Source organism: Haloarcula sp. H-hyl6, assembly GCF_056934455.1.
In genome coordinates, this window is record NZ_JBRIIK010000001.1 from 896,523 (window position 1) to 919,589 (window position 23,067).

Here is a 23,067-nt window from a genome sequence, read left to right on the forward strand (position 1 = left end):
CGAGACCGGTGGTTCTCCCGAAGGGCCGTCGGACCTGACTCACTGCGCCGTCGCCAGCGTCTTCAGCCCGAGTGTCTCCGTGACGACGGCCTCCGGGTCCGCGTCAGAGCCGAAGTAGTCGAGGACGGCCGTCGCGGCGTTGACCATGTCGACGTTCCGGTCGGCCGCCGAGGGGACGAAGTCCAGCGTCTGCAGTTTCTCGATGGGGAGCGTCACCGTCTGTGCGGCCTCCTGTTCGGTCCGAATCTCGCCGCGCTCGCTGAGACCCGTTATCGACGAGCCCAGTGCGCCGACGAGGCCGCCGAGGCTGGCGATTCTGTTCGTCCCGTCTCGGCCCAGTCGGAGGCCGAGCATCCCGGGTTCGATGACGCCCGGCGTCGAGTCGAAGGCGTGGATGGGGTTGTTGTTCAGCGCGCCGCCGTCGACCCAGTGACCGGCGTAGTCGGCCGCCGACTTCCCGCCCTTCTGCTTGCTCCCGCCCCGTGCCGTGGTGAGCTTCGAGGTGTACTTCGGTTCGAGCACGACGGGCTTGAACGCCAGCGGGAACCCCATCGAGATGCGGACGGCGTCGGCCACGTCGAGGCGAGGCACGGTGTCCTCGCCGAAGTAGACGCTCTCGCCGGTGGTGAGGTTCGTCCCGGTCACTTTCAGTTTCGTCCCGTGGACCATCCGGTGGGTCTGGAAGTCGACGCCGGTGTAGTTGGCCGCGAACGCGTCGATGTCCGTCGCCGGATACTTTCGCCCGGGGTACTTGCGTGCCTGTCTGAGGCCGGTCCCCTCGGCGATTCGGAGCGTGATGTACGTCCGGGCGAAGGCTCCAGAGAACGCGCCGTAGTCCTCCTTGAAGTTGAGCAAGTACGGCGAGAGCGACCCGAACAGCGCCGTCGCCGCGCTCGTCTGTAACTGCGGGACGTGCTTTTTGAGCGCACCGTGCAGCGACTTCCCGACGTAGTCGACGACGGCGCTGTACGTCTTCGGGTGCGTGATGGCGGAGAACGCGAGCAAGAGCCCCTGTCCGGCCTTCGAGACCAGACTGACCGGGATGCTCGCGGGATTCGCCCCCGGCGGTGGCGTGTACCGCTGGAGGAACTCCGCCTGGCTCTCGAACAGCGTCGAGAGGGCGATGAACGGGACGCCCGACCAGAGCTGTTTGTGACCGTCTTTCCGGGTCCGCTTTGTCACCCCGTAGAGTTCTGTACCGTCGTAGGTAACTGGCTTGACGGACCCCGAGGTGACCAGCGGGTCCACGTCGACGCCCATCTCGGCCGTGTCGTAGAACTGCTCGAGGACCGACGCGTCCGTCATCGCCTCGAACAGCCGTCTGATGCCGAGGTCGCTGGCGAGCAACGCCGCCGTAATCGCCCCCGCGGACGCGCCGGCGACGCCCTCGATGCTGTCGCCGAGCACGTAGTCATCGACCGGTTTCCCGCCGGGCATCCGGGGCCGGGACACCTTCTTCAGGACGCCGACCTCAGCGAGCGCCGCCAGCGCACCGAAGTACGCCAGTCCCTTGCCGCCGCCACCCTCGAAGGAGAGGTAGCGGACGTCGCTCGGGTCGAGCGTCGTCGGTCCGTCCTCGGTCGTCCCGTCGGTCATTCGGTCGCTCCGTCGCCGGCGTTCTCACCGCCGTCGGGGACCGCCGGTTGGTCGGGCGCGGGTTCCGCTTGCGCCGCCGCGTCCTGTTCGGCCGCGAGGTCCGGCAAGGTGGCGTCGGCCTGCAACATCACGAGCGACGTCGGCAGTCGAATCGGCCAGCTCTCACCCGTCGGGGGCGCGTCGGTGTCGCTCCGCTGTCTGGCCTTCAGTTCGTCGACGATGTCCACGAACTGGTCGCTGGTGACGCTCGTCGGGTGCCCGTTGGCGGCGTAGGGCACGCCCGTCTCGATGTACTCGACCACGTCGTACTCGTACCCCGGCCGCACCGGGACGACCAGTCGGGCGGCCCCGGCCCGCAGGAACGCGCCGAAGGTCGGGTCGGGGCTGTCGCGCTGGAGCATCTCGGCCCACTCGCTCTGGCGCGCCCAGAAGTACGGGTAGAACACGTAGGTCGCCTGGTCCCACTCGAAGGCGTGTTCGAGGAACTGTATCCGCTCGCGCTCGCTCCCGAGGGCGTCGAAGTCGACGACCGCGAGCGGTCCCTCGGCGAACTCGTCGACGGCGTCCACGTCGACGGCGCTGTCACGGAGCATCGAGATGGCCGCCTTCTTGAGTTCGGTGCGCTCGACATCGCGGTTCCGGGCCGGCGCGTTCCCGCCGACTGCGACGCCGCCGGCGATTTCGGCGGCGCTCACCGCGTCGTCGTAGGCCGCCTTCCGGTTCTCGTAGGCCGCCACGATGGCCTGATGGGTCTCGATGCGCCACGCCTCCATCGCGCGGTCGGTCCGAGTACACAGGAGGGAGACCCCCACCGCGTAGCCGTGGATGTTGAACGCCCGAATGAGTACGGGCACCGTGTCGCCGCTCCCGAAGGCGCTCATCGACTCGGTGGTGTATCGGCCGCGGTTGAACCCGGTCCCCGCGCTGCTCGATTGGACGGACTTCGCGTCGGCCACCTTGACGCCGAGCGTGTAGGTGTCTTCGAGATAGCCGTTGGGACCCTCGCCGGCGCGGTAGATGGCCGCCGTCGAGATGGCGGCCTGCGCCGTCTCGTACCCCTCCGGCACGGTCAGCGTCTTGGTGTCGTAGGTCGCCTTCCCCTCGCGGTCGCCGAGGTCCTTCGACGCGAACTCGGTGACCGTCCGGGTCGGTGCCGGCGGTTGTTCGACCGTCGCGCCGTACCGCGACGCCAGCGTCTGGTAGTTGCCGACCGTGACGTCGCTCGGTCTGAGGTCCCGACCGTTCACCCGCGGTTCGGGCGGCCGACGCACGCCCACGTCCGCCGCGGCGCCGCGCTGCTGGGCCCGCAGGTAGAACGCCGCCGGTTCGGGCACGAGGAACTCGTACATGTGCCGGGGCGTCGGGTCGGCGTGGACCCGCGCCGTCGAGAGGCGGTCCACGAAGCGGTACATCCCCACCACGTGGTCGGCCCCGTCGGCGTTGTCGAACCCGTGGCGGTTCGTCTCCTCCGTCTCCCGGAGGAGCCGCGAGACGGTACGCTCGCGCTCCCGGGTCTGAATCCGCTTGACCGCCCGCTCGGTGACATCTCTGGCGTATCGGCTCGCGGTCCGGGTCGCGTCCGTGGTCGCCCGCCTGCTGGCGACGCCGAAGTTCGCCTCCACCTCGACGGTCGGCCCGTAGGAGGCTGACACGGAGACGCCCGCCTCCGTCTCCCGTTCGGTGTCGATGACGCGTTCCGTCTCGCGCTGTAGCTCGAACCGTTCGGTCGTCTGGAGGTCGCGCTCGTCCGTCGTCTCGCGTTCGCGGTCGACGAGCGTCTCCTCCTCGCTTCGGGTCAGCCGTCGGTGGGTCCGCCCCCGCTCCTCGCTCGCCATCACGTTCTCGACGTGGGCGAGTTCGCCCATCTCGTAGCGCGGCAACGACTCGCGGACGGTTCGAAGCTCTCCGACGCCGAGCGCCGTGACGTTCTGTCCCGGACCCCTCGCGGCGTCGACGTCGAACCCCTCCAGCGCGTCCCGCACGTCGCCGTCGACGCGCGGGCCTCCCAAGAGGTCCGAGAGGTCCACGTTCTCGTAGTCGGTCCACCCCGCGTCGACGGCCGTGTCGACGGCGAGTGCGCCGACCGTCGCCTCGCGCGCTTCGAGTTTCTGGAGCATCACCGGCAGTTCCGTCCGCTCCGGGTCGATGGCCGCGCGTTCGAGGGTCTCCCGGCCCGTCGCCGAGAGTGCCTCGACGACGGCCCCGTTCGCCCCCCACTGGCCGTCGGCGGCCGACGCCGCCGCCTCGTCGTCGTCGACGCTGGCGGCGAAGATAGCTTCGAGTTCGTCCACCGTCTCGCCGAACCGGGACACGAGCGTCTCGAGGTCCGCGTCGTCCAGCGTCTCCGAGACGTCGGCCCCGCCGAACTCGAGACTGTGGGCGAGACCGAGTAACTCCGCTTTCGTCGCCCGTATGTCGGCCAGTTCGCTCTCGAAGTCCGTCGCCTCGTCGCCCTCCTCGGCGGTGTCCGAGGACGCTGTGTCCTCGTCGAGACTCCCGTCGAGAGCGAAGAACTCGCCCTGCACGGCGACGTGGCGGTCCAGTGCGGCCGATACGGCGTCCGTCTCGCGTAGTTCGTCGTCGTCCGCCGCGACGCGTTCGAGGAGGTCGAAGGCCCGGGCCATCTCCGACAGGCGTTCGGCGTCGGAACTGGTCCGGCGTCCGGGGAGGAGGCCCACCGCGACGAGGCTGTCCGAGACGCGGTCCCGCTCCTGTCGGTACGACGCGTCGTTGACCACGTCGACGGCCGGTCTCCCGAACGACGACTCGACGAGCGCCTCGACGCCCGCCACGTCGGTCGGTCCCTGTTCCGTCAGCGCGTCCGCGAAGGAGGCCAGCGGCGGGTCGAGGTCGTCCAGTCCGGCGACGTACGACGACGAGTCGACGTACTCGGCCGCGCGGGCGAGGACGGCGGGGCGGCCTCCCGCGTCTCGGCCCTCGCGGAGCGTCCCCGCGAACTCCGAGGACGCGTCCAGCTTGAGCGCCGCCGTCGTCCGGTCGACGGCCTGCGGCGGCCGGATAGTCATGAACTCGAACACCTGTTCGCCGGTGGCCGTCTCGGTCGCCTCCGCCGGCGCGTCGACTGTCAGGTCGACCGTCTCCCGCGGTTCGGGCGAGGATATCGGGTCGGACGACGCGAGCAGTTCGCCGTCGCCGTCGAGGGCGCGGACCGCGAGGGTCAGCACGTCCCCGTCCGGCGGTACGTAGTCGATTTCGTACCCGCCGTCTGTCGGCGACCCACTGGCGAGGACCGTCGGCGAGTCGCCGGCGACGTGGACGGCCTCGACCGTGACGACTTGCGGCGCGCCCGCGCCGCCGACCCGGCCGCCCACGAAGTGGGTCGCCACCACCTCGTCCCCTGTCCGGCCGTCAGACGCGGAGACGCCGCCGTCGGCGGGCATCTCTGCGTCCGCGTCCTCCGCCGGTGTCTCGTCGGCCACCGTCACGACGCTGGCTTCGGCACCCCGTTCGACCAGTTCCTCGGCGACCCGCGACGCCCGCGCCTCGGAGAGGCCGTCGGCCACGACCCCACCCGCTTCGACGCGCGCCTCCACCGCGTTGGGCGAGAGGTCGAACGCCTCCCGCAGGTACGACACCACTCGTTTCGGTTTCTCACCGAAATGTACCAGTTTTACACCATATTTGCTAGACATTGCCACCAATAAGACAACGAGCGTGGAGATAAACATTCCTAACGAACGAACATTATAGATAAGGGCGAGTCGCGTTTCGGCCCGATGTGAGCGTCCCTACTGGTCCGTCCGCCGGCCGCGCGAGACCCTCCGGACAGACTCCGGCCACCGTCGGCGGCCCTGTGGCGTTTCGAACGGAGGTCCGAGCCGACGGCCGCCGTCACCGACGTTGCATTCCCATGCAACAGACAGGCGTCGATGCCGCACCGAGGAGTCGACGTGACAGACACCCAGACAGAGACCGAGATAGCGTTCGGCGAGACGGTGCACGACGAGGACGGACAGATAGTGGGGACCGTCACGGAATCGACCGCCGAGGGATTCGCCGTCGACACCGTCGACGACGTGCGGACCGCCGAGGAGACGTTCGAGGCCGACGAGGAACTCCCCGGACAGGAGTTCGGCGAAGGGTTCCTGATGTGGCGGTGCCAACAGTGCGGCGAGATGGGCGAGTTGGACGACGGGCTCCCGGATAGCTGTCCCGACTGTTCGGCGTCGAAGTCCCAGCTCGTGAAGACGCGCGAAGACTGACGTGTCCGCCGTCGGCCGTCGACACCGACCGGCCTCGCCACCACTCACTCCCGAACCGACTGCGCGGTCTTCTCGACCCTGTACCGGTGGTCCAATGGAGTCGAGGCGACCCCGAGGGCGAGGTGGACGACGACGATACACACGAAGAACACGCTGTTGACCCAGACCGAGTTGTACCAGAGCACGTCCACGGACCACGGTTTTGCGAAGAACGGCCAGAACGGGTTCAGCGGTGGTGCGACGTCCGGGGCCGAAAGCATGTCCGCGACGAGGTGACTCAGCCCGCCGAGTGCGAACGCGGACGTGACGAACACCGCCGTACTCGCCCTGTCGGACCGCTCGCCGTGCGTCCACGCGTCCAGTCGGTCACCGACAAGCGACGCGACGACCGGACCGGCGACGACGCTCACGCAGACCACGAACAGAACGGTGTGTGTGACTCCGTGGTGGTGGACAGCGTCCGGGAACATCGCCGAGAGGACGAGGTCCGCGTCCGGCAGTAACGTCGTCCCCGTGGTCAGCCCGAGGAACGCGACGCTCGCGCGACCGGACCAGAGGAACCACGCCGGCAGGGCGAACAGCAATCCGAACGACACGTGTCCCAGTACGTCGACCATCGGGGCGCGTGTTAGCGACGCGGCGACCTCCCACGCCGGCTTGCCTGTGCAAGCAGCCGGGCTTTTCGCCAGTAGGTCCTACGCCCCGGTATGACCGTCCGTCCCGCAACCGCCGCCGACTGCGACGACATCGAGACGACCGCACGGCGCTCGTTTCGGGCGTCCTACGCTCTCAGCCCGGAGCAAATAACGGCCCTCGTCGACGCCGAGTTCGGCTCCGAGGAACTCACGGCACGCGTCGAGGCGGACGACGGCCACCTGTTCGTCGCCACCGACGCCGACGCCGTTCGAGACGACGTCGACGCCGCCGGAGTCGCCGTCCTCGACGACGGGGTGCTCCGGTGGCTACACGTCCATCCGGACGCCCGGGGACAGGGCATCGGGACGGCACTGCTGGAGCGCGTTCGAGACGTGCAGGACTCACAGCCGTCCCCACTCACCGCCCGCGTTCTCGAGAGCGCGAACGACGGGGCGAGGTTCCTCGAACAGTTCGACCTCGCCCGAGTCGATAGCCGGACGCGAGAGGTCGGCGGCGAGCGCTTCGACGTGGCGACGTTCGCTCGGGACGGGGAGACGCTGGACCCGAACGAACCGAGCGTCGACGTCGGGGCAGAGACGCGCGTCGACGGCGAACTGGTGCCGGTGCGGCACGAGGCCGAGCGAGCGGGCACACAGGCGCCGTTCTATCCGCTGGGCGAGGACCAACAGCTAGTCGGCTACCTCTGCTCGCAGTGCGGGTCGACCGACGTGGTGAGCGACGGCCTCGACCGTCTGGAGTGCGACGACTGCGGGAACGTCCACCGCCCCGACGACTGGGACCCAGCGTACCTGTAACGACCCCGTCGGCCGCGGTCCCGCCTATCCCGTCGAATGGTCACCGCTAGTCGCTCCTTCTTCCGACTCGGCAGTCCCGTCCTCGGAGACAGTCGGCGTGGCGTCTGGAACGTCGTCTCGCTCCGACTGCGGGGTCGTCCCGGAGTCCGTGTCGATGGACACCGACGGGAGCGGCCGGTCGCCGTGGAGCAGTTCCGGCAGAGCGAGACGGACCGCTTCGAGCGCGAAGACGTACACGATGGGTAGGAGGAAGAACCCGTACCACCCGAACACGATGGGCCCGAGAAGATAGCCGAACAGCAGAGCGAGGGTGTCGAGCCGACGGCTCGACACGTACGGCTGGACGACCGTCTGCGGAATCACGTCGAGGACGAGTGCGTACGCGACTGCGACGACGCCGACGAACGGCAGGCCGCCGGGTCCGGAGACGGCCTGTCCAGCGAGAGTCAGGAGGACCGGGACGTAGACGAGTTTGCCGACGACCACCGGGACGAGACTCGCCACCCCCGTCAGGAGACCCAGCGACAGCACCATCGGGACTCCCAGGCCGTCCGGTGCGAGGAGGTTCGTCGTCCAGTAGGCGACCACCGCGACGACAGCCATGATGGCCGCGAACAGGAAGTTCCCGAAGAACACCGATTCGAGGTCCTCGTCGACGGCCGCGGCGTACGCGTAGGCCGTCGTCTCCCGCCCGCCGACGAGTTCGACGAAAACGTCGGCCAACCCGGAGTCGCGAGAGAGCAACGCGTACGCGAGCGTCACCGCGAGCGAGAGCATCATCACGGTCCCGAACACGCCTTGCAGCGCCTGTACGAGAGTGTCGCTACTCGAGAGCAGGGCCCCCTGCTGTCCGCCGAGCGCCGACAGCGGGTCGGTGAGGAGGCTCCGAAGCCGCGCCGACTGGCCGCCGGAGAGAGCGCCGAACGCTCCGAGACGCTCGGCCAGTCGGCCGACGCCGCCCCCCTCGGACAGCTTTCGGGCCTGTTGAAGCGCCCGCGCGACCAGTGAGACCAGTACGAGGAGCACCGGCACGAGGACGGCGAGGACCGTGACAGCGGCCGCGACCCAGTCCGTCTCCACGACGGCGCCGATGCGGTCGCATATCGGCCGCATCGCGTAGTAGCCGAACACTCCGAGGACCAGCATCCCGACGACGTGTGCCGTGACGAACGCGAGGACGCCGGCGAGGACGACGACGAGGAGCCACCAGCCGAGACGGTTGCGACTCGTCGGCGCGACGCCGGTTCCGTCGGTATCACGCATGGTGTGTCTGCTGTGAGTCGGTCGGCCTCTCCGATAGCGTTCTGCAAGCACACGAAAGGACCCGATACGTCGGCGCTCGTCGCAACGTCGGTGCGAGCGGCCGGAGCCAGGGTTCGGTGACACACGCGTCAGAGCCGAGTCCACCGAAGCGAACCGTCGACACGAATGGCACAGAGACAGACCATCGCAACGGGTCTCGGAGAGAGGAAAAACCGTGGGCTTAGGGTAGCGGAGTCCCCAACCAAATCTGAGAGCGACACCACAGCGACGCCGTCCGCAGCACGACCACCCAATCCGACGTATCGACGATGATTCAGATTCGACACGCACTCGACTCCGACGCCGACGGCATCCGTCGCGTCGCCCGTCGCGCGTGGCACGACACCTACGATAGCCTCGACCCGGCGGTCATCGACGAGACCATCGAAGAGTGGTACGCGGGACCCGTCGGGAGCGCGCTCCACGGCTGGGCGGGCGACATCCCTGTCAGCGACCTCGACGTCGAGGCGACGATGCTGGTCGCCCGAGACGACGAACAGGTCGTCGGGTTCGCACAGGGGGTCGTCTACGGCCCGGTCGGCACCGTCCTCCGACTGTACGTCGACCCCACCCGGCACCGCAAGCGAGTCGGTACGCGACTCTACGACCGACTCGAGGAGATATTCGTCGACCGAGGCGTCGAGCGCGTCCGTGCGCTGGACCTCGCCGACAACGAGGTCAGTCGGGAGTTCTTCCAGAACCGTGGGTTCGAACAGACGGCGACCCGGACCGTCACTATCGGCGGCGACCCGTACGACGAAGCCGTCTATACCCGTGAACTAGACGCCGCAGAGCCGTAACCGGAGCGTCGTCGACCGGAGAGGCCGACCGCAGGACCCGACGTCGACTATCCCGATGTGGGGGTGCCGGGCCCGGTCGGTGTCTCGTCCTCGTCCGGGTCGCCGCGATTGAGAATCGCGTCCCGGACGCGCTCGAACGCCGACCTGTCCGTGCGGACGGTGCGGGGAGGCATACTGCACCAATATGTAGGGTGTTGACACACTTTGGTCTGGCGGCTACGTCACCGACCCCTGCAGTTGCGACGGTCCTGCTACCCCAGCGTTTCGGGACGGCCGACCTGTGGTCGGCCCGTCGAGACGCGTCGCCGGAGTGACGTGATGGACGACTGGCCGGGAACGGCCGAGGAGACGACCCACACCCACATCACCTGCCCTCACGTACGGCCACCATGCCCACATGGGACGAGCGGTTCCGCCGCGGCGAGTATCCGACCGACCCCGACCCGCACCCAGTGCTCGAACGCTACCTCCCCACGTTCCCAGACGGCCGGGCGCTGGACGTGGCCACGGGCACTGGCCGGAACGCGATTCGGCTGGCCGAGTCGGGATACCACGTCGACGCCCTCGACCAGTCACGCGAGGGGCTGAAGATAACGAGACGGAACGCACGCGCGGCCGGCGTCGCCGACAGCGTCTCGCCGATTCAAGCGGACGTCCCGACCTACACGTTCCCCGAGAGAACCTACGCCGTCGTGACCGTCAGTTTCTACCGCGTCGTGGACCGCCTGCCAGACATCGTCGACGCGCTAGTCGAGGGCGGCTGTCTGTTCGTCCAGCACCACTTGCGGACGACAGACGACGTCGACAGAGGTCCGAGCACCGACCGCTACCGGTTCGCGGCCAACGAACTGCTCCGGGCGGGACTCGGACTGACCGTGTTGCACTACGACGAACGGACCAACAGCGACGGCGGCACTCGGTCTGCGACGGCCCAACTGGTCGCGCGGAACTCCACCGGACAGCGCCAGTCGTATCCGGACATCGGGCCGTCGTAGGTCGCGGCGGGCCGACGTCACAGCACCGCGATGGTTCCCCCAGTCGTTGTCTCCAGAACGTGGCGTCAGGACCGTGTTCCAACCACCCCTGACGCCTCGTTCTGGGACTCGGTCCGGGACGACGCCGCCACGCGCTTCCGCGAGTTCCGCGAGCGACAGGGCGTCTTCGGCCCGGGCACCGTCGAGACGGCCGAACTCGAGTACGGCGGCTGGACCGACATCGTGGAGTCGCTCGAAGACCGCTGGACCGTCGCGCCCGAACAGTCGCCGTCGGCGACCGACGACTGAGGCCGAGCGAGTCGGCCGAGTCCGCTCGTCGGGCCGGTGCGCCCCCATTTTATAATGTATCTAAATGCGATAATTTAAGTTGGAAAGAGTGGCTACCAACGTTCGATGAGCGAACAGGGGGAATGGGGTGCGACAGCGGCGGTACCGGCACCGGTGCCGCCGGACGACACCGCGGCGTGGTACGCGCCGTCGGTCAGGGAACAGGACGAAATCTACCCGGGCGTGGTGGTCACCGTCCGCCGGGACGACGGCTTCCGGTACGAGGTCCGGGCCCCGGTACTGGGGGCCGAGGAGGCGGCGACGCTCTCGACCGTCGAGTCGTACTTCGACGGGGCGAACATCGAGCGGCCGCGCACGCGAGAGGGCGCTATCGAACGGATGGAGCGCGGGTTCGACCCGAAACACCGGCGGGTCATCGACCGCCTCGTCGACTGCTCGCCGTCGGCCCGCCGACGGGTCGCGTACCACGCGCTGTGTTCGCTGGCGTGTCTCGGGGAGTTGACGCCGTACGCGCTCGACGACCGAATCGACGTTGCCGACGTCACCGACGACGGGGTCGTCGTCCACACGGAGGACTACGCGCCGGTCGAGACGGCGCTCGGGGCGGACCCCGAGTACATCGGCCGGTTCGCCAGCGAACGCGTCGGTCGCCACACCGTCCGGTTCCACGAGTTCGAGGTGCCGGTGGTCGTCTACCGCGAACACCTGCTTGGGAGCGACCCGTTCACGACGAAGTACGCGGTCCGGGAACCCGACCTGCTCCCGGGAGACCAGGCCCTCATCGAGACCTGCAAGGAGCGCGTCTGGGAGACCAACGTCGACGGCCTCGTCGAGGACCGAGTGGAGTTCGTCCGGGAGCACGCCCGGTCCCTGCTGGCACGCCAGTTGACGGTGCGAAACACCACCGAGTGGCTGGACGCCGCCCGCTATCGCGTCCGGGCCGCGCTCGCGGAACTGGACCTCGCGGTGCCGCCCGTCGACCACCGCTTCGCCGACGACCGACTCGACGACCTGCTGTACTACGTCCTGCGGGACTTGGTGGGCCACGGGAAACTCACGGTCCCCATCCGGGACCCGACGCTCGAAGACATCGAGGCCAACCGCGTCGGCGAACGGGTGAAGGTCCTCCCGCGGACGGACCTCGGGCACGACGGGCGAGTCCCGACGAACCTCTCGTTCGAGTCCGAGAGCGCGTTCGTCAACGTCGTCACCCAACTCGCGGCCGACGACGGCACAGAACTCAACGCCTCGAACCCGAGCGCGAAGGTGAACATCGACCCGGAGGGCGGCGTCCACGACACCGAGGAGACCATCCGCTGTGCGGTGGCGCTTCCCACCATCAGCGAGGACGGTCCACACATCTCCATCCGCAAGCAGTCCGCCGACGCGATGACGCCGGTGGACCTCGTCGAACGGGGTTCGCTGCCGACGGAACTGGTGGCGCTCCTGTGGCTGCTGTACGAGTCCCACGGCGTCGTCCTCTTCTCCGGGCCGACCGGCGCCGGCAAGACGACGCTCCTGAACGCGCACATGCCCTTCATCCCGTACCGGGACCGGCCAATCAGCATCGACGAGGGGTCCCGCGAGGTTCGGATTCCACACGAGACGGGGGTGTCGCTGACGACCCGCGACCACGAGCGAGACCACCGCCGCGTGACGATGGCCGACCTTATGACCCAGTGCAACTACCTCAACCCCGACGTGGAGGTCATCGCCGAGATAAACACGCCCGCGTCCTTCGAGACGTTCGCCGAGACGCTCAACACCGGCCACGGCGTCCTCGGAACCACCCACGCGGCAGACATAGAGACGCTGGTGAACCGCGTCATCGAGAAGGGCGTCCCGACGTACCTGCTGGAGGAGATAGACCTCGTCGTCTTCCCGCGACACGTCGGCGGCGACCGCTACGTGGGCGAGGTGGTGGAGTTCGTCGACGACCCGGTCCACGACGGCTGTGCGACCGTCGAGAAGGACGGCGAGACCATCCACTACAACACGCTCTGTCGGCGCCGTCCCGACGGCGAGTTCGAACTGGCCTACGACCACCCGCAGTTGGGCGACCAGCGGCGGGTAGTCGAGACGGATATCTTCGACCGCCTCGCGTCCCTCCGCGACGAACCGGTCGATTCGGTCGAGGAGACGTTCCACCGGCGGCACCGCTACGTGCAGTATCTCGTCCGCGAGGGCGTCTCGGACTTCGGAGCCCTGTTCGGCGTCCTCGCGGACCTCGCGACCAACGAGGCCGCGACGGTCGAGCGACTCCGCCGGCAGGAGGGGACGACGGACCCGCTTCATCTGGAGGTCGACGGGGATGGGGACTGACGGGCCGTCGCTCGGACTGCTGGATAGGGGCCTGTACGCACTGTTCGGGCACCACGCCGACGGCGACGCCCGCTCGGCGACGAGAGAGCAGTACCGGGCCGCCAACCCGGACACCGAGTTCGACCTGTACGTCGCGCGGGTGTACGGACTGTCGTGGTTCGCCCTCCTCGTCGGCGGTGGTCTGACCGGGGCGCTGACGCTGGCGCTCCCCGCGGGGACGGTAGACCGAGTGGTGACGTTCGCAACCCGGAGCCTCCCGATTCTCGACAGACTCGTCCTCCCGACGCTCCCGCGGGTCGGGGTGGCGCTGTCGGTCGCCGCCCTCGCCGGTCTCGGCCTCCGCTCGCTCGTCTTCGCGGCCGGGACCCGATATCTCGCGTGGGTCGCGGCGGCCCGTCGGGCCGACATCGCCGCGACCCTGCCGGGCGCGGTGCGATACCTCCGCGTGTTGGCGTCGGGGACCCACGACCGGCGCGCGATGTTGCGGGCCGTCGCTCGGCAGGACGCCTACGGCGAGACGGCCGTCGCCTTCCGCCGCGCGCTCAACCACGGCACGCTGACCGGGAGCCTCGACGCGGGCCTCGAACGCGTAGCGAGCGAGACTCCCTCCCGGGACCTGCTGGCCCCGTTCCTGCTGAAGTTCCGCGAGCACGCGAACCAGAGCGCGGACGCGCTGGAGGGGTATCTGGAGATGGAGGGGCGACTCCTCTCACACGAACAGAGCCGACGACACGAGCGGGCTACCGGCTACCTCGAACTGCTGGCGGAACTGTTCGTCGTCCTGTTGGTGGTCCCGGCGCTGGTCGTGCTCATCGTCACGGTGATGGGGGTCCTCGCGCCGGGCCTGTCCCGGCCGGTCGCGACCCCCATAGGCCCGGTGTCGGTCCGGAGCGGCATCGTCTACGGGAGCGCGGCGTTCGTGCTCGCCACCGGTCTGCTCGCGGCGTTCGTCGTGACCACGCTCCGGCCCCGGAACACCGCGGCGCCGAGTTACGACCGGCCGGACGGACTGGTGGCGACGCTTCGGACGGTCCCGTCGAACCCCGCCAGTGCTCTCACCGTCTGTCTACCGGTCGGTTGCGTCCTCGTCGTCGGGTGCTGGCTCCTCGGTTACCGGCCGGTGAACGTCCTCTTGCTCTCGTACGTCGGGGTCGGCCTCCCCGTGGGGCTGGTGGCCGTCCGACGGGCGCGACTGGACGACGCGAAGGACCGCGAGATTCAGGACTTCGTCCACGCCGTCGCTGGGCACGTCGCACTCGGTCGACCGTTCCCCCAGTCCGTCCGGCGCGTGGCCGACGACGTGCAACTTGGGGCGCTGACCGGGGACGTGGAGGCGCTGGCGTTCACCCTCTCGCTTGGCGACAGTCCAACGGCGGCGGCCGACGACCGGCGAGCGGCGGCGCTAGACCAGTTCGTCGACCGCGTCGGCACGCCGATGGCCCAGCAGACCATCGGACTGGTCGTCGGCGCGCTCGACGCCGGGAGCGACGCCGAGGACGTCTTCGAGACGCTCCAGACCGAAATCGGGAAGCTGTACCACCAGCGCAAGTCCCTCCGCGCGGCGCTGATGGTGTACGTCGCCGTCGGGTGGACGACGGCACTGCTGGTCGTGGGCATCACCGTCGCCGTCAACGTCTACGTGCTGGCGGAGTTCGCCCAGTTGTCCACCGTCGCCGGGGGACAGACAATGGCGTTCGACCCGTCGGTCATCGACCCCCAGCGGGAGCGGTACCGGTTCTACGTCGTCACGCAGGCGACGATGCTCGCCTGCGGGTGGTTCGCCGGCACCGCGAGCCGGGGGGTCTACGAGGCGCTGTTGCACTCCAGCGGACTGGTGCTGGTCGCGTACGTCGTCTTCTCGGGGGTGGGCCTGCTGTGACCCGGCGAGGCGATGCATCGGCGGGTGGACGGGGGCAGTCCCACGTCGTCGGCGTCGTCCTGTTGCTCGGTATCACGGCCGTCGCGCTCGGCGGCCTGACCGCCGTTGTCGGGAGCGTCGTGGACGGGCAGACGGCGACGGCCGACGAGACCCGGGTCGCCAATGCGCTGGACGATGGACTGCGGCCCGTCGAACAGACCGGGCCGAACCGCCTTCGAGTCCAGTTCAGCGAGGGACGGCTGACGACGGTGGACCGCGACGTCAGGGTCCTGACGCCGCGCGGTGTCCAGCGGCGTATCGAGGCTGGGGGACTCGTCTACCGGCGGGAGACGACTCGCGTCGCCTTCGTCGGCGGGAGCATCGTCCGCGGCACGCCGGGGAACGCGTGGCTGGTCCGTGGGCCGCCCGTGACCGTCACGCGGGACAACGGTACGCTCGTCGTCGGCGTCCCGACGCTGAACGAGAGCGGCGCGACAGTCGGCGGGACGGGCGGGGTCACCGCACGGCTTCGGACCAACGTCACCCACGACCGTCACCGACTCGCGAGTGCGGACTACGCCGTCGCCGTCGAAACGGCAACCCCCGACCCGGTGGCACGTCACTTCCGTCGGGTAGGAGCCCGAACGACGGTGACCGACGTCGACGGCGACGGCGTTCCGAGCGTCGTCGCGAACGTCGACGGGCGACAGACGGTGCATCTGGTCGTCCACGAGATGCACACGGAGGTCCACAGTGGATAGTCGCGCGCTCAGCACCGTCGTCGAGAAGGTGCTCTCGCTCGGTATCGTGCTGCTGTACGTCGCACTCCTCACCACGACGCTGTACGGCGGTGCCCTCCCGGGGTATCGTGCGGCGGTCGGTGCAGAACTGGGCGAGCGGACTCTCGCGGAAGCGACTGCGCGAGTCGAACAGGCCGTGCCACCGGCGGGCCGGTCGGTGACCGCCACCTACCGCGTCGACCTCCCGGCGACCATCGAGGGCGTCGCCTACGAGATACGCACCGACGGCGGCGCACTGGTGCTGGACCATCCCCACGACGGCATCGGTGGTCGAACGCGTCCGGTGCTTCCAGACAGAGTTTCCACGACCACCGGGACGTGGCAGAGCGGCGCGGACACGGTCGTCACCGTCACCGGCGGAAACGGGACGCTCGCAGTCAGACTGGAGGCCGAGCGATGAATCACTCACCGAACACGGCGACGAGAACGGCCCCGAGGACGCCCATCGCGAGGAAAGCGACGCCGAACAGCAAGAACGCGCCCCTGAGCGCCGCCACGAATCCCGACAGTCCCGTCGGTGCGGCCACTGTCACGAGCGCGGCGATACCCAGACAGAGGACGGCGACGAATCCGCCGACGAACGCGAGGTCTCCGGGGTCGAGCGTCTGCACGACGTGGAGACGTCTCGCCAGCACGAAAACGGCGTCGAGACGCGAGCGACGACCCAGCGGGCGGGCACAGACGACGTTGCCGGCGGTTGCCATCGCTCTGGTCCTCCTGACTGTCGTCACCGCGCTCGGTCTGGCGATGGCCGACTCGGCCATCACCGGTGCCGACCGGACACCCGACGAGCGCCGGGCCGCGGCGGCGACGGCGGCCCACTTGGTCGACGCCGACGGCCCGCTGGCCGGACGGGCGAACGTCCTGAACCACTCACGGGTCGAGGCGTTCGACGCGGTGGCCCTCCGACGGACCGCGCCGCCCGCCCGGGAGTACGCCGTCAGCGTCGAACTCGCCGGTACCCGACTGGCGGCCACCGGCGACGCGCAGGGTGGAACGACCATCCGCCGACTCGTGCTCGTGGAGCGGCGGACGCGGGCGACGGTCGAACCGAACGGGACGAGCGTCACGCTCCCGCGCCGGACCCGGAACGCGACGGTCACCGTCACCCCGCCGAACGGGACGAGCGTCTGGACCGTCAGGGCGGAGGACCGCGTCCTCCTGCACAACGAGAGTGGCCTGAACGGAACGTTCGCCGTCGGGGTACCGCCGTACCAGACGACTACGCTTCACTTCCAGACGGCGGGACGGCTCTCGAACGGGAGCGTGCGGGTCAGCTACGACGCCCCGCGAACGACGAAGGCCACGCTGGCGGTGACCGTCGATGCGTAGGGCCCAACTCCCCCTGTCGCTCGTCGAGGTGGCACTGGGAACCGTACTGATTCTCGGCGTCGCGCTGGGCTTCGCCCTCGGGACACCGGCCGCAGACACCCGTAATCCGCAACTGACGGCGTACGCCGAGGACACCGCGACGATACTCTCGAACGAACCGCCGCGCCACGGGGGGACAACCCGACTTCGGGAGGTCCTCGCCAGCGACGCCGCCTTCGAACGGGAGCGGACGAGTCTGGCGCGGCGTGTTCGGCGCATCCTGCCGGCCAACGTCCTGTTCAGACTCGAGACGCCACACGGAGCGGTCGGGACGTCGGTTCCGCGACGCGTCACCACCGGTACGGCCGTCGTCCGGACTGGGGCCGGGACGGTCCGAATCGAGGTGTGGTACGCATGAGTCGGCGGGGACAACTCGTCCTCGTGGCCGCGACGCTGGTGGCCGTCGCCCTCGCGCCCGTGGTCCTCGCGTACCTCCAGTTGGGCTATCACGACGACGTGCGTGCGACGGCCGACTACGACGACGCGACCGAAGACGCCCTCCGGGTCCTCGACCGGGCCGTCGTGACGGCGAGCGACGGCGTCCCGAGCGCCTACCCGTGGGCCCGTCGCGGGGCCGCCGTCACGCACGTCCGCGACGAGATACGTCCGACGCTGTCTCGACTTCGGACGGCCCGCATCGAACGGGGAACCGTCACCGACGTCTCTTACAACGCGGGTGCCGCCGGCGCGTGGCGTGCGCGGGCCTGCCCCTCCGGTCCGGACCGACAGTTCGGCGCGTGCGTCGCCGACCGTGGCGTCGTCGTGCAGGACAGGGTGGACCGGACGCACGTTATCGGGGTGGTGCTGGACGTGACGACGACGTCCGACCGGGGAACGACGACAGTCACAGTCGTCCTCGGCCCGGGGGGCCTAACCACCGTCTGACAGACCGAGCCACTAACAACGGAGGGTGACAATGAGCAACCAACAGGTATGCAACCCGAGAAGGCGGCCTACGAGGACGTACAGTTCCTTACGGGGTCCCCCCAGCGATGGAGCGTCCTGTCCGCGCTGTGTGACTCGCCCGCGCGGCCGTGCGAACTCTGTGAGGAAATCGACGCCACGCGGACGACGATTCAGCGCATCCTCGCGGGGTTCCGAGAGCGACAGTGGGTGGTAAAGCGCGACGGGAACTACCGACCGACGGTGACTGGACGGCGCGTCTGTGAACAGTACGAGTCGCTGTTGGCGGAGGTGAGTCGTGCGCGGGACTTCGGACCGCTGGCGACCCACCTCGGCGACATCGCCGACGACATGCCGACGGCGGCACTGGAGAACGGTCGACTCACGGTCAGTTCGGACGGGACCCCGCTGGCGGCGGTCAGCCGCTTCACCGAGTGGTTCCGCACCGTCGGGAGCGACGTCTACGCCGTCTCGCCCATCGTCGCACAACCGTTCAACGAGGTCGGGGCGGAGTTGCTCGCGTCGGGGACGTCTATCGAGTTCGTCATCGACCGGACGGTCCTCGAACAGTCCGAACAGGAGTACCCCGACGCACTCGAACACGGGCTGGAGCACGACCAGATAGACATCTACGTCCATCAGGAGCCACTGACGTTCGGCCTCGTCGTCGACGGAGAGCGGTGTTGTCTGGCGGCCTACGACGACCACAACAACATCAGGGCGGTGCTGGAGACGAGCGGTCCGGCGGTCGCCGACTGGGCGCGTCGCGTGTTCGAACGCCATCGCGAACGAGCCGAGTCGCTCGCGGCGGCGTACTCCTGAAAAAGACGTCAGTCGTCGGAGTGCAACCCTGACTGACGTCGGCGGGGGGAAGGCCGAAGCGGAGCCGCGAATGGCGGGCGCACCTCGGACACCATCGAGGGCACCCACCGGAGGTGGAGGGGGTCTCCCCATCGTCGAAGGCGAGTGGAAGCACCGTATACTTACCCGCTGTCATATGTTACAGCCCCTGTAACACCCCCGGCCCGGGCGACAGTTAAGTACCCGGCCACCCATCTCACACATATGTCACCGCCCGGACGAGAGGTCCAATACACTGAATCGGACGTCATCGAGGTGTTCAAAGACCGGGAGGACTACGCCGAACCGTTGACCGCGTCGGAGGTAGCCGACCGACTCGGCTGTTCGCGTCGGACCGCGCTGAACAAACTGCACAGCCTCGAATCGGGGACCGACATCACGAGCAAGAAAGTCGGCGGTCGCTCGCGCGTCTGGTGGATTCCGGTCCGAACCGACTGAATCCGACTCAGAAGTCCCACTCCTCGGCACGCGCTCGGGCCTCTTCGCGGGCCCGCTCGCGAATCGCGGCTATCTTCTCTTCGTCTTGCAGAAACGCCTCGACGGCGCTGTGGTCCGCGGTCGATTCGGTGGGCGTCGGTGTCCGGTCGGCCGGGGCCGCGCGACGCGTGCTGTCTGCCAGCGCCGGGTCACCGGCCAGTCGCTCGGCGGGCATCCCCGGCGGCACGCGTAGCTCCTCGGCATCGTGAGCGGTGGCGAGGTCCGCCGCGTCGAGTTCGAACACCGAGACGTGGTACGGCCCGGGGACCGCGAGGTCGGCGAGCGCCGGCGGCCCGCCGCGGTCGGTTCCGGTGTGGTAGGCCAGCACCGGAACCCCACCCTCGAAGGTGACGACCCCGCGACCCTCGGCGTCGAGCAGTAGCGTCTCCTGTGACTCGAAGACAGCGTACCCGGTCAGCGACCGGTCGAGGACGTCCGCGAGCGGCTCGCGCGGGTCGGTGACGACGCGGGACTTGCGGAGCGTACCACGAGGGAGCTTCATGGCGTCTCCGGGATGACGGCGCTTCGGAACCTGTCGGCTACCGTATCAGAGTCCCCCTCGCGGACCGAGAGCGCGTCGGCCGCCCGGTGGTACGCCGCCGTCGCGTCGCAGTCCGGTGCGTGTGCCAACAGCGGTCGACCCGCCCGGCGGGCCTCGCGTGCCCGTTCGGTCTCCGGAACGGCGGCGAGCGTCGGACCCTCGAAGTACCGCTCGGTCTTCTCGGTGACGTCCTCGATTCGTTCGTCCTCCCGGACCTTGTTGAACAGCAGTCCCGCGACGCCGGTATTGTAGGACGTGGCGTACTCCTGTACCTTCAACCCGTCCGAGATGGCGGGGATGGTCGGCTGGAGGACCACCACGATGCGGTCGGCCATCACTATCGGGAGGACCGCGGCCCGACTGTCGAGCGCCGGCGGGGAGTCGAGAAGCACGACGTCGGTGTCGGCCGCGAGCGTCGCGACCACCTCCCGAAGGTGGGTGGGGTCGGCGTCCCGGAACCCGTCGAGACTCGTCCCGCAGGGGACGACGGTCATCCCGAACCGCTCGTAGGCCGCCTCGTCGACGCCCGCGTCGCCGGCAAGCACGTCGTGGAGCGTCGTCTCCACCTCCGAGAGGCCGGCGTGAAACAGCAAGTTCGCCATCCCCGTGTCGGCGTCGACGACGGTCACGTCGTAGCGCTCGGCGAGGGCCATCCCCAGCGCGACCGTGCTCGTGGTCTTACCGGTCCCACCCTTCCCGCTGGCGACGGCGAACACTTCGACCATGCGGGTGACTGGCCCCTCGCTCACACATAAAGTTCGCGGAACGTGGAGAGTGAATAAACTACCAGTCGACCGGCAGCGGGCCGTGGTCGACGTAATCGGCGACGAGGGCAGCGGCTCGGTCGTGAGGGTCTGGTGCGCACCTCTCACTCACGGTTCGGCGCTGTTTTCCAGCCGCCCCGAACGCGTTTCTCACGAAGGCATCTATCGCGTCGTCGTTCGCGAACAGGTCGTGGAGGTACGTCCCGAGCGCGGTGTCAGTGGCCGCACCTGCTCCCTCGAACGGCCGTGCGACGTCGGCCGTCGGCGTGGACTGACCCATGTGAATCTCGTAGCCCTCTACGGTCCCGCGTGCGCCGGCCAGTGGGCCAGCGCCGTCCAGGTCCCGGGTGACGTGTTCGACCGTCTTCTCGGTCGAGAACGTCGTCGTGACCGGGAGGACGCCGAATCCCTCGACGCGTTCGGCGTCGCCAGTACCCTCGATATCGGCGTGCAGAATCTCCTCACCCAACATCTGGTAGCCGCCACAGAGGCCGACGACCGGGCCGTCGAACGACTGGAGCGCGTCGCCGAATCCAGCCTCGCGGAGCGCCAGCAGGTCGTCGACAGTGTTCTTGCTCCCGGGGAGGACCACCGCGTCGGCGTCGGCGAGCGAGGCAGACGGCGGGACGTAGGCGACCCGGACACCGGGTTCGGCCGCCAGCGGTTCGAGGTCGGTAAAGTTCGAGATGTGCGGGAGGCGGGGCACCGCGACAGTGACGCTCCGGTCGTCGGCCACGCCGTCGGCCCCGCCGCGAACCGACCGCTCGCCGACCGGCGGCAGGGCGACGCTGTCCTCCTCGGGCAGTCCGGGGTCGTCGTACGGGAGGACCCCAAGCACCGGGACGCCCGTATGGTCCTCGAACTCCCCGAGGCCGGGGTCGAGGACCGAGCGGTCGCCGCGGAACTTCGTGACGACGGCACCGACGATTCGCTCTCGCACGTCGTCGGGGACGAGTTCCAGCGTGCCGACCAGCGAGGCGAACACGCCGCCGCGTTCGATGTCGGCCACCAGCAACACGTCGGCGTCGGCGAAGCGGGCCGTCTCGACGTTGGCGAGGTCTCGGTGGTGGAGGTTGATTTCGGCGATAGAGCCAGCACCCTCGGCGACGACGACGTCGTGGCCGGCCGCGAGTCGCGCGTGGGCGTCTCGGGCCGCCGCGAGCGCCTCGTCCCAGTGGTCGTCGTAGTACTCGCCGGCCGCGACGTCGGCCACCGCCTCGCCGTCGACGACGAGTTGGGACTCCCCGTCGCCGCGGGGTTTGAGCAGGACGGGGTTGTGGTCGGTCGTCGCCGGGACGCGGGCGGCGCGGGCCTGCACGTACTGCGAGACGCCGACTTCGCCGCCGGGCGTGGCCCGCGCGTTGGTGCTCATGTTCTGGGCCTTGAACGGTGCGACCGACACGCCCCGGTCGGCCAACAGGCGGCAGAGCCCGGCCGCCACCGTACTCTTGCCCACGTGCGAAGCCGTTCCGGCGACCAGTATGGTGTCGGCCATCGCCCCACTCTCGGCACCCCGGCACCAAGAGTGGTTCGTCGGCGGGCTTTTCCGGTCGCCGACCGAACCGCCCGCCGTGACGGACGAGCGAACTCGGACCCTCCGCGACCACCTCGCCGCGACCGGCGAGCGCCCCGTCGAGCGAACGGCGAGTCGGTGGCTCGGCGAGGCCGAGGCCGTCGCCGGGGACGTGGTCGAGAGCGACCTCGACCCGGCGGTCAGGCGTCGACGGCTGGAGACGGTCGCACACCTGCTGGAGAACGTCGAGGGGACTGGCGACGAGGTGGCCGACGACCACGTCGAGGCGGCGCGGGCGCTCCTCGAATCGCTCCTGTCGGAGTCGTAGGTCGCCGGCCGACCGGCCGGTCAGTACTCGGTGCCTTTCCGCGCCGAGTGGCCTGCTTCGAGCGGATGCTTGATTTTCCCGACTTCCGTGACGAGGTCCGCGTACTCGAAGACGTACTCCGGTGGCTCGTGACCGCCCGTGAGGACGATTTCCACGTCGTCGGGTTTGTCCTCGACCAGCGAGACGACCTCCTCGGGGTCGAGTAGGCCGCGGTTGGCGGCGTACAGAATCTCGTCGAGGACGAGCATGTTGACGCCGTCTTCGGGCGGTCCGTCGGGGTCGAGCGGTTCGGCGAGGTCCGCGTCGCCGCTGGCGTCGAGAATCTCGCGAGCGCGAGCCAACGCGCCCTGCGCGCGGGCCGCGTGTTCGTCGTCGTCGCTCCCGTCCACGAAGCCGTGCCAGCCGTAGTGGCCGGCGTTCTCGTAGGAGAACCCCGGAAGCGCGGCGATGGCGTTGTACTCGCCCCGGACGTCCTCGACGGTGCCGGTGCCGCCCTTCATGAACTGCAGCAGGTGGACTCGGTAGCCGTGGCCGACGGCGCGGGTCGCCATCCCCAGCGCCGCCGTCGTCTTCCCCTTGCCGTCGCCCCACCACACCTGCACGAGACCGAACGCCTCCGGAGCGCTCGGCGTGATGGGTTCGGCGGTCGGGCCGGCGGTGTTGTCGCTCATACC

Annotated in this window: 25 protein-coding genes; 15 read left to right on the forward strand and 10 right to left on the reverse strand. The window is 69.2% G+C overall.

Annotated features, from left to right (window positions below; translation table 11 throughout):
• Positions 1 to 39: 39 nt before the first annotated feature.
• Together Hhyl6_RS04680 and Hhyl6_RS04685 are read right to left on the reverse strand one after the other, a co-directional pair.
• Complete coding sequence (locus tag Hhyl6_RS04680) at positions 40 to 1,596, reverse strand: patatin-like phospholipase family protein (RefSeq protein WP_483738063.1); 1,557 nt, start codon at positions 1,594 to 1,596, stop codon at positions 40 to 42.
• The gene (locus tag Hhyl6_RS04685) at positions 1,593 to 5,249 is read right to left on the reverse strand and encodes a coiled-coil domain-containing protein (protein ID WP_483738064.1); all 3,657 of its coding nucleotides are present in this window, start codon (positions 5,247 to 5,249) and stop codon (positions 1,593 to 1,595) included. The genes Hhyl6_RS04680 and Hhyl6_RS04685 overlap by 4 nt, the downstream gene beginning before the upstream one ends.
• A gap of 258 nt (positions 5,250 to 5,507) precedes the next feature.
• On the opposite strand from Hhyl6_RS04685, the gene Hhyl6_RS04690 reads away from it, so the two are divergent.
• Positions 5,508 to 5,819 (forward strand): DUF7130 family rubredoxin-like protein, encoded by a 312-nt coding sequence (locus Hhyl6_RS04690; RefSeq protein WP_483738065.1) that lies wholly within the window; start codon positions 5,508 to 5,510, stop codon positions 5,817 to 5,819.
• A gap of 44 nt (positions 5,820 to 5,863) precedes the next feature.
• On the opposite strand, the gene Hhyl6_RS04695 is transcribed toward Hhyl6_RS04690, so the two are convergent.
• A complete protein-coding gene (locus tag Hhyl6_RS04695) occupies positions 5,864 to 6,436 on the reverse strand; it encodes a metal-dependent hydrolase (protein WP_483738066.1) in 573 nt (190 codons plus the stop codon).
• A gap of 90 nt (positions 6,437 to 6,526) precedes the next feature.
• On the opposite strand from Hhyl6_RS04695, the gene Hhyl6_RS04700 reads away from it, so the two are divergent.
• A complete protein-coding gene (locus tag Hhyl6_RS04700; protein ID WP_483738067.1) occupies positions 6,527 to 7,270 on the forward strand; it encodes a GNAT family N-acetyltransferase in 744 nt (247 codons plus the stop codon).
• Between the two features lie 24 nt (positions 7,271 to 7,294).
• Here Hhyl6_RS04700 and Hhyl6_RS04705 read toward each other — a convergent pair whose 3' ends face one another.
• A complete protein-coding gene (locus tag Hhyl6_RS04705) occupies positions 7,295 to 8,533 on the reverse strand; it encodes an AI-2E family transporter (protein WP_483738068.1) in 1,239 nt (412 codons plus the stop codon).
• 308 nt (positions 8,534 to 8,841) lie between these two features.
• Between Hhyl6_RS04705 and Hhyl6_RS04710 the strand changes: the two genes are divergently transcribed.
• Positions 8,842 to 9,372, forward strand: coding sequence for an N-acetyltransferase family protein (locus tag Hhyl6_RS04710; RefSeq protein WP_483738069.1), 531 nt, complete (start codon positions 8,842 to 8,844; stop codon positions 9,370 to 9,372).
• A 47-nt stretch (positions 9,373 to 9,419) separates the two neighbouring features.
• Here Hhyl6_RS04710 and Hhyl6_RS04715 read toward each other — a convergent pair whose 3' ends face one another.
• Entirely contained in the window at positions 9,420 to 9,545 is a 126-nt protein-coding gene (locus Hhyl6_RS04715; RefSeq protein WP_483738070.1) for a hypothetical protein, read from the reverse strand.
• 216 nt (positions 9,546 to 9,761) lie between these two features.
• Here Hhyl6_RS04715 and Hhyl6_RS04720 point away from each other — a divergent pair, with 216 nt between their 5' ends.
• The 6 genes from Hhyl6_RS04720 (at position 9,762) to Hhyl6_RS04745 (ending at position 16,035) form a co-directional block, all read left to right on the forward strand.
• Positions 9,762 to 10,367 carry a class I SAM-dependent methyltransferase gene (locus Hhyl6_RS04720; RefSeq protein WP_483738071.1) on the forward strand — a complete coding sequence of 202 codons (606 nt, stop codon included), beginning with the start codon at positions 9,762 to 9,764 and terminating at the stop codon, positions 10,365 to 10,367.
• A gap of 30 nt (positions 10,368 to 10,397) precedes the next feature.
• Positions 10,398 to 10,655, forward strand: coding sequence for a fructose 1,6-bisphosphatase (locus Hhyl6_RS04725; RefSeq protein WP_483738072.1), 258 nt, complete (start codon positions 10,398 to 10,400; stop codon positions 10,653 to 10,655).
• A 105-nt stretch (positions 10,656 to 10,760) separates the two neighbouring features.
• On the forward strand, positions 10,761 to 12,977 hold the full coding sequence (locus Hhyl6_RS04730) for a type II/IV secretion system ATPase subunit (protein WP_483738073.1): 2,217 nt from the start codon (positions 10,761 to 10,763) through the stop codon (positions 12,975 to 12,977).
• Complete coding sequence (locus Hhyl6_RS04735; protein ID WP_483738074.1) at positions 12,967 to 14,856, forward strand: type II secretion system F family protein; 1,890 nt, start codon at positions 12,967 to 12,969, stop codon at positions 14,854 to 14,856. Before Hhyl6_RS04730 ends, Hhyl6_RS04735 begins: the two co-directional genes overlap by 11 nt.
• A complete protein-coding gene (locus tag Hhyl6_RS04740; RefSeq protein ID WP_483738075.1) occupies positions 14,853 to 15,596 on the forward strand; it encodes a DUF7289 family protein in 744 nt (247 codons plus the stop codon). Before Hhyl6_RS04735 ends, Hhyl6_RS04740 begins: the two co-directional genes overlap by 4 nt.
• On the forward strand, positions 15,589 to 16,035 hold the full coding sequence (locus Hhyl6_RS04745) for a DUF7266 family protein (RefSeq protein WP_483738076.1): 447 nt from the start codon (positions 15,589 to 15,591) through the stop codon (positions 16,033 to 16,035). The genes Hhyl6_RS04740 and Hhyl6_RS04745 overlap by 8 nt, the downstream gene beginning before the upstream one ends.
• A 1-nt stretch (position 16,036) precedes the next feature.
• Here the strand turns inward: Hhyl6_RS04745 and Hhyl6_RS04750 are convergent, their stop codons facing one another.
• Positions 16,037 to 16,339 (reverse strand): hypothetical protein, encoded by a 303-nt coding sequence (locus tag Hhyl6_RS04750; protein WP_483738077.1) that lies wholly within the window; start codon positions 16,337 to 16,339, stop codon positions 16,037 to 16,039.
• Between Hhyl6_RS04750 and Hhyl6_RS04755 the strand changes: the two genes are divergently transcribed.
• The 5 genes from Hhyl6_RS04755 (at position 16,323) to Hhyl6_RS04775 (ending at position 19,208) form a co-directional block, all read left to right on the forward strand.
• Positions 16,323 to 16,967, forward strand: a complete 645-nt coding sequence (locus Hhyl6_RS04755) for a DUF7263 family protein (protein WP_483738078.1) — start codon at positions 16,323 to 16,325, stop codon at positions 16,965 to 16,967. The two genes, Hhyl6_RS04750 and Hhyl6_RS04755, sit on opposite strands and share 17 nt — an antisense overlap.
• On the forward strand, positions 16,960 to 17,364 hold the full coding sequence (locus Hhyl6_RS04760) for a DUF7262 family protein (protein ID WP_483738079.1): 405 nt from the start codon (positions 16,960 to 16,962) through the stop codon (positions 17,362 to 17,364). Before Hhyl6_RS04755 ends, Hhyl6_RS04760 begins: the two co-directional genes overlap by 8 nt.
• A complete protein-coding gene (locus tag Hhyl6_RS04765) occupies positions 17,361 to 17,891 on the forward strand; it encodes a DUF7261 family protein (protein WP_483738080.1) in 531 nt (176 codons plus the stop codon). Before Hhyl6_RS04760 ends, Hhyl6_RS04765 begins: the two co-directional genes overlap by 4 nt.
• 48 nt (positions 17,892 to 17,939) lie before the next feature.
• Positions 17,940 to 18,731 carry a helix-turn-helix transcriptional regulator gene (locus Hhyl6_RS04770; RefSeq protein ID WP_483738081.1) on the forward strand — a complete coding sequence of 264 codons (792 nt, stop codon included), beginning with the start codon at positions 17,940 to 17,942 and terminating at the stop codon, positions 18,729 to 18,731.
• A 243-nt stretch (positions 18,732 to 18,974) separates the two neighbouring features.
• On the forward strand, positions 18,975 to 19,208 hold the full coding sequence (locus Hhyl6_RS04775) for a helix-turn-helix domain-containing protein (RefSeq protein ID WP_483738082.1): 234 nt from the start codon (positions 18,975 to 18,977) through the stop codon (positions 19,206 to 19,208).
• Positions 19,209 to 19,215: 7 nt separating this feature from the next.
• Here Hhyl6_RS04775 and Hhyl6_RS04780 read toward each other — a convergent pair whose 3' ends face one another.
• Genes Hhyl6_RS04780 through Hhyl6_RS04790 form a run of 3 tightly spaced genes read right to left on the reverse strand, consistent with a single transcriptional unit; the run spans position 19,216 to position 22,047 of the window.
• The gene (locus tag Hhyl6_RS04780) at positions 19,216 to 19,749 is read right to left on the reverse strand and encodes a DUF8054 family protein (protein WP_483738083.1); all 534 of its coding nucleotides are present in this window, start codon (positions 19,747 to 19,749) and stop codon (positions 19,216 to 19,218) included.
• Positions 19,746 to 20,513, reverse strand: coding sequence for a nucleotide-binding protein (locus Hhyl6_RS04785; protein ID WP_483738084.1), 768 nt, complete (start codon positions 20,511 to 20,513; stop codon positions 19,746 to 19,748). The genes Hhyl6_RS04780 and Hhyl6_RS04785 overlap by 4 nt, the downstream gene beginning before the upstream one ends.
• Positions 20,514 to 20,571: 58 nt before the next feature.
• On the reverse strand, positions 20,572 to 22,047 hold the full coding sequence (locus Hhyl6_RS04790) for a cobyric acid synthase (RefSeq protein ID WP_483738085.1): 1,476 nt from the start codon (positions 22,045 to 22,047) through the stop codon (positions 20,572 to 20,574).
• Between Hhyl6_RS04790 and Hhyl6_RS04795 the strand changes: the two genes are divergently transcribed.
• Positions 22,034 to 22,393: a DUF8152 family protein gene (locus Hhyl6_RS04795; RefSeq protein WP_483738086.1), complete on the forward strand. Its 360-nt coding sequence runs from the start codon at positions 22,034 to 22,036 to the stop codon at positions 22,391 to 22,393. The genes Hhyl6_RS04790 and Hhyl6_RS04795 overlap by 14 nt on opposite strands.
• 20 nt (positions 22,394 to 22,413) lie before the next feature.
• Here the strand turns inward: Hhyl6_RS04795 and Hhyl6_RS04800 are convergent, their stop codons facing one another.
• A complete protein-coding gene (locus Hhyl6_RS04800; protein ID WP_483738087.1) occupies positions 22,414 to 23,064 on the reverse strand; it encodes a cob(I)yrinic acid a,c-diamide adenosyltransferase in 651 nt (216 codons plus the stop codon).
• Between the last annotated feature and the right edge of the window lie 3 nt (positions 23,065 to 23,067).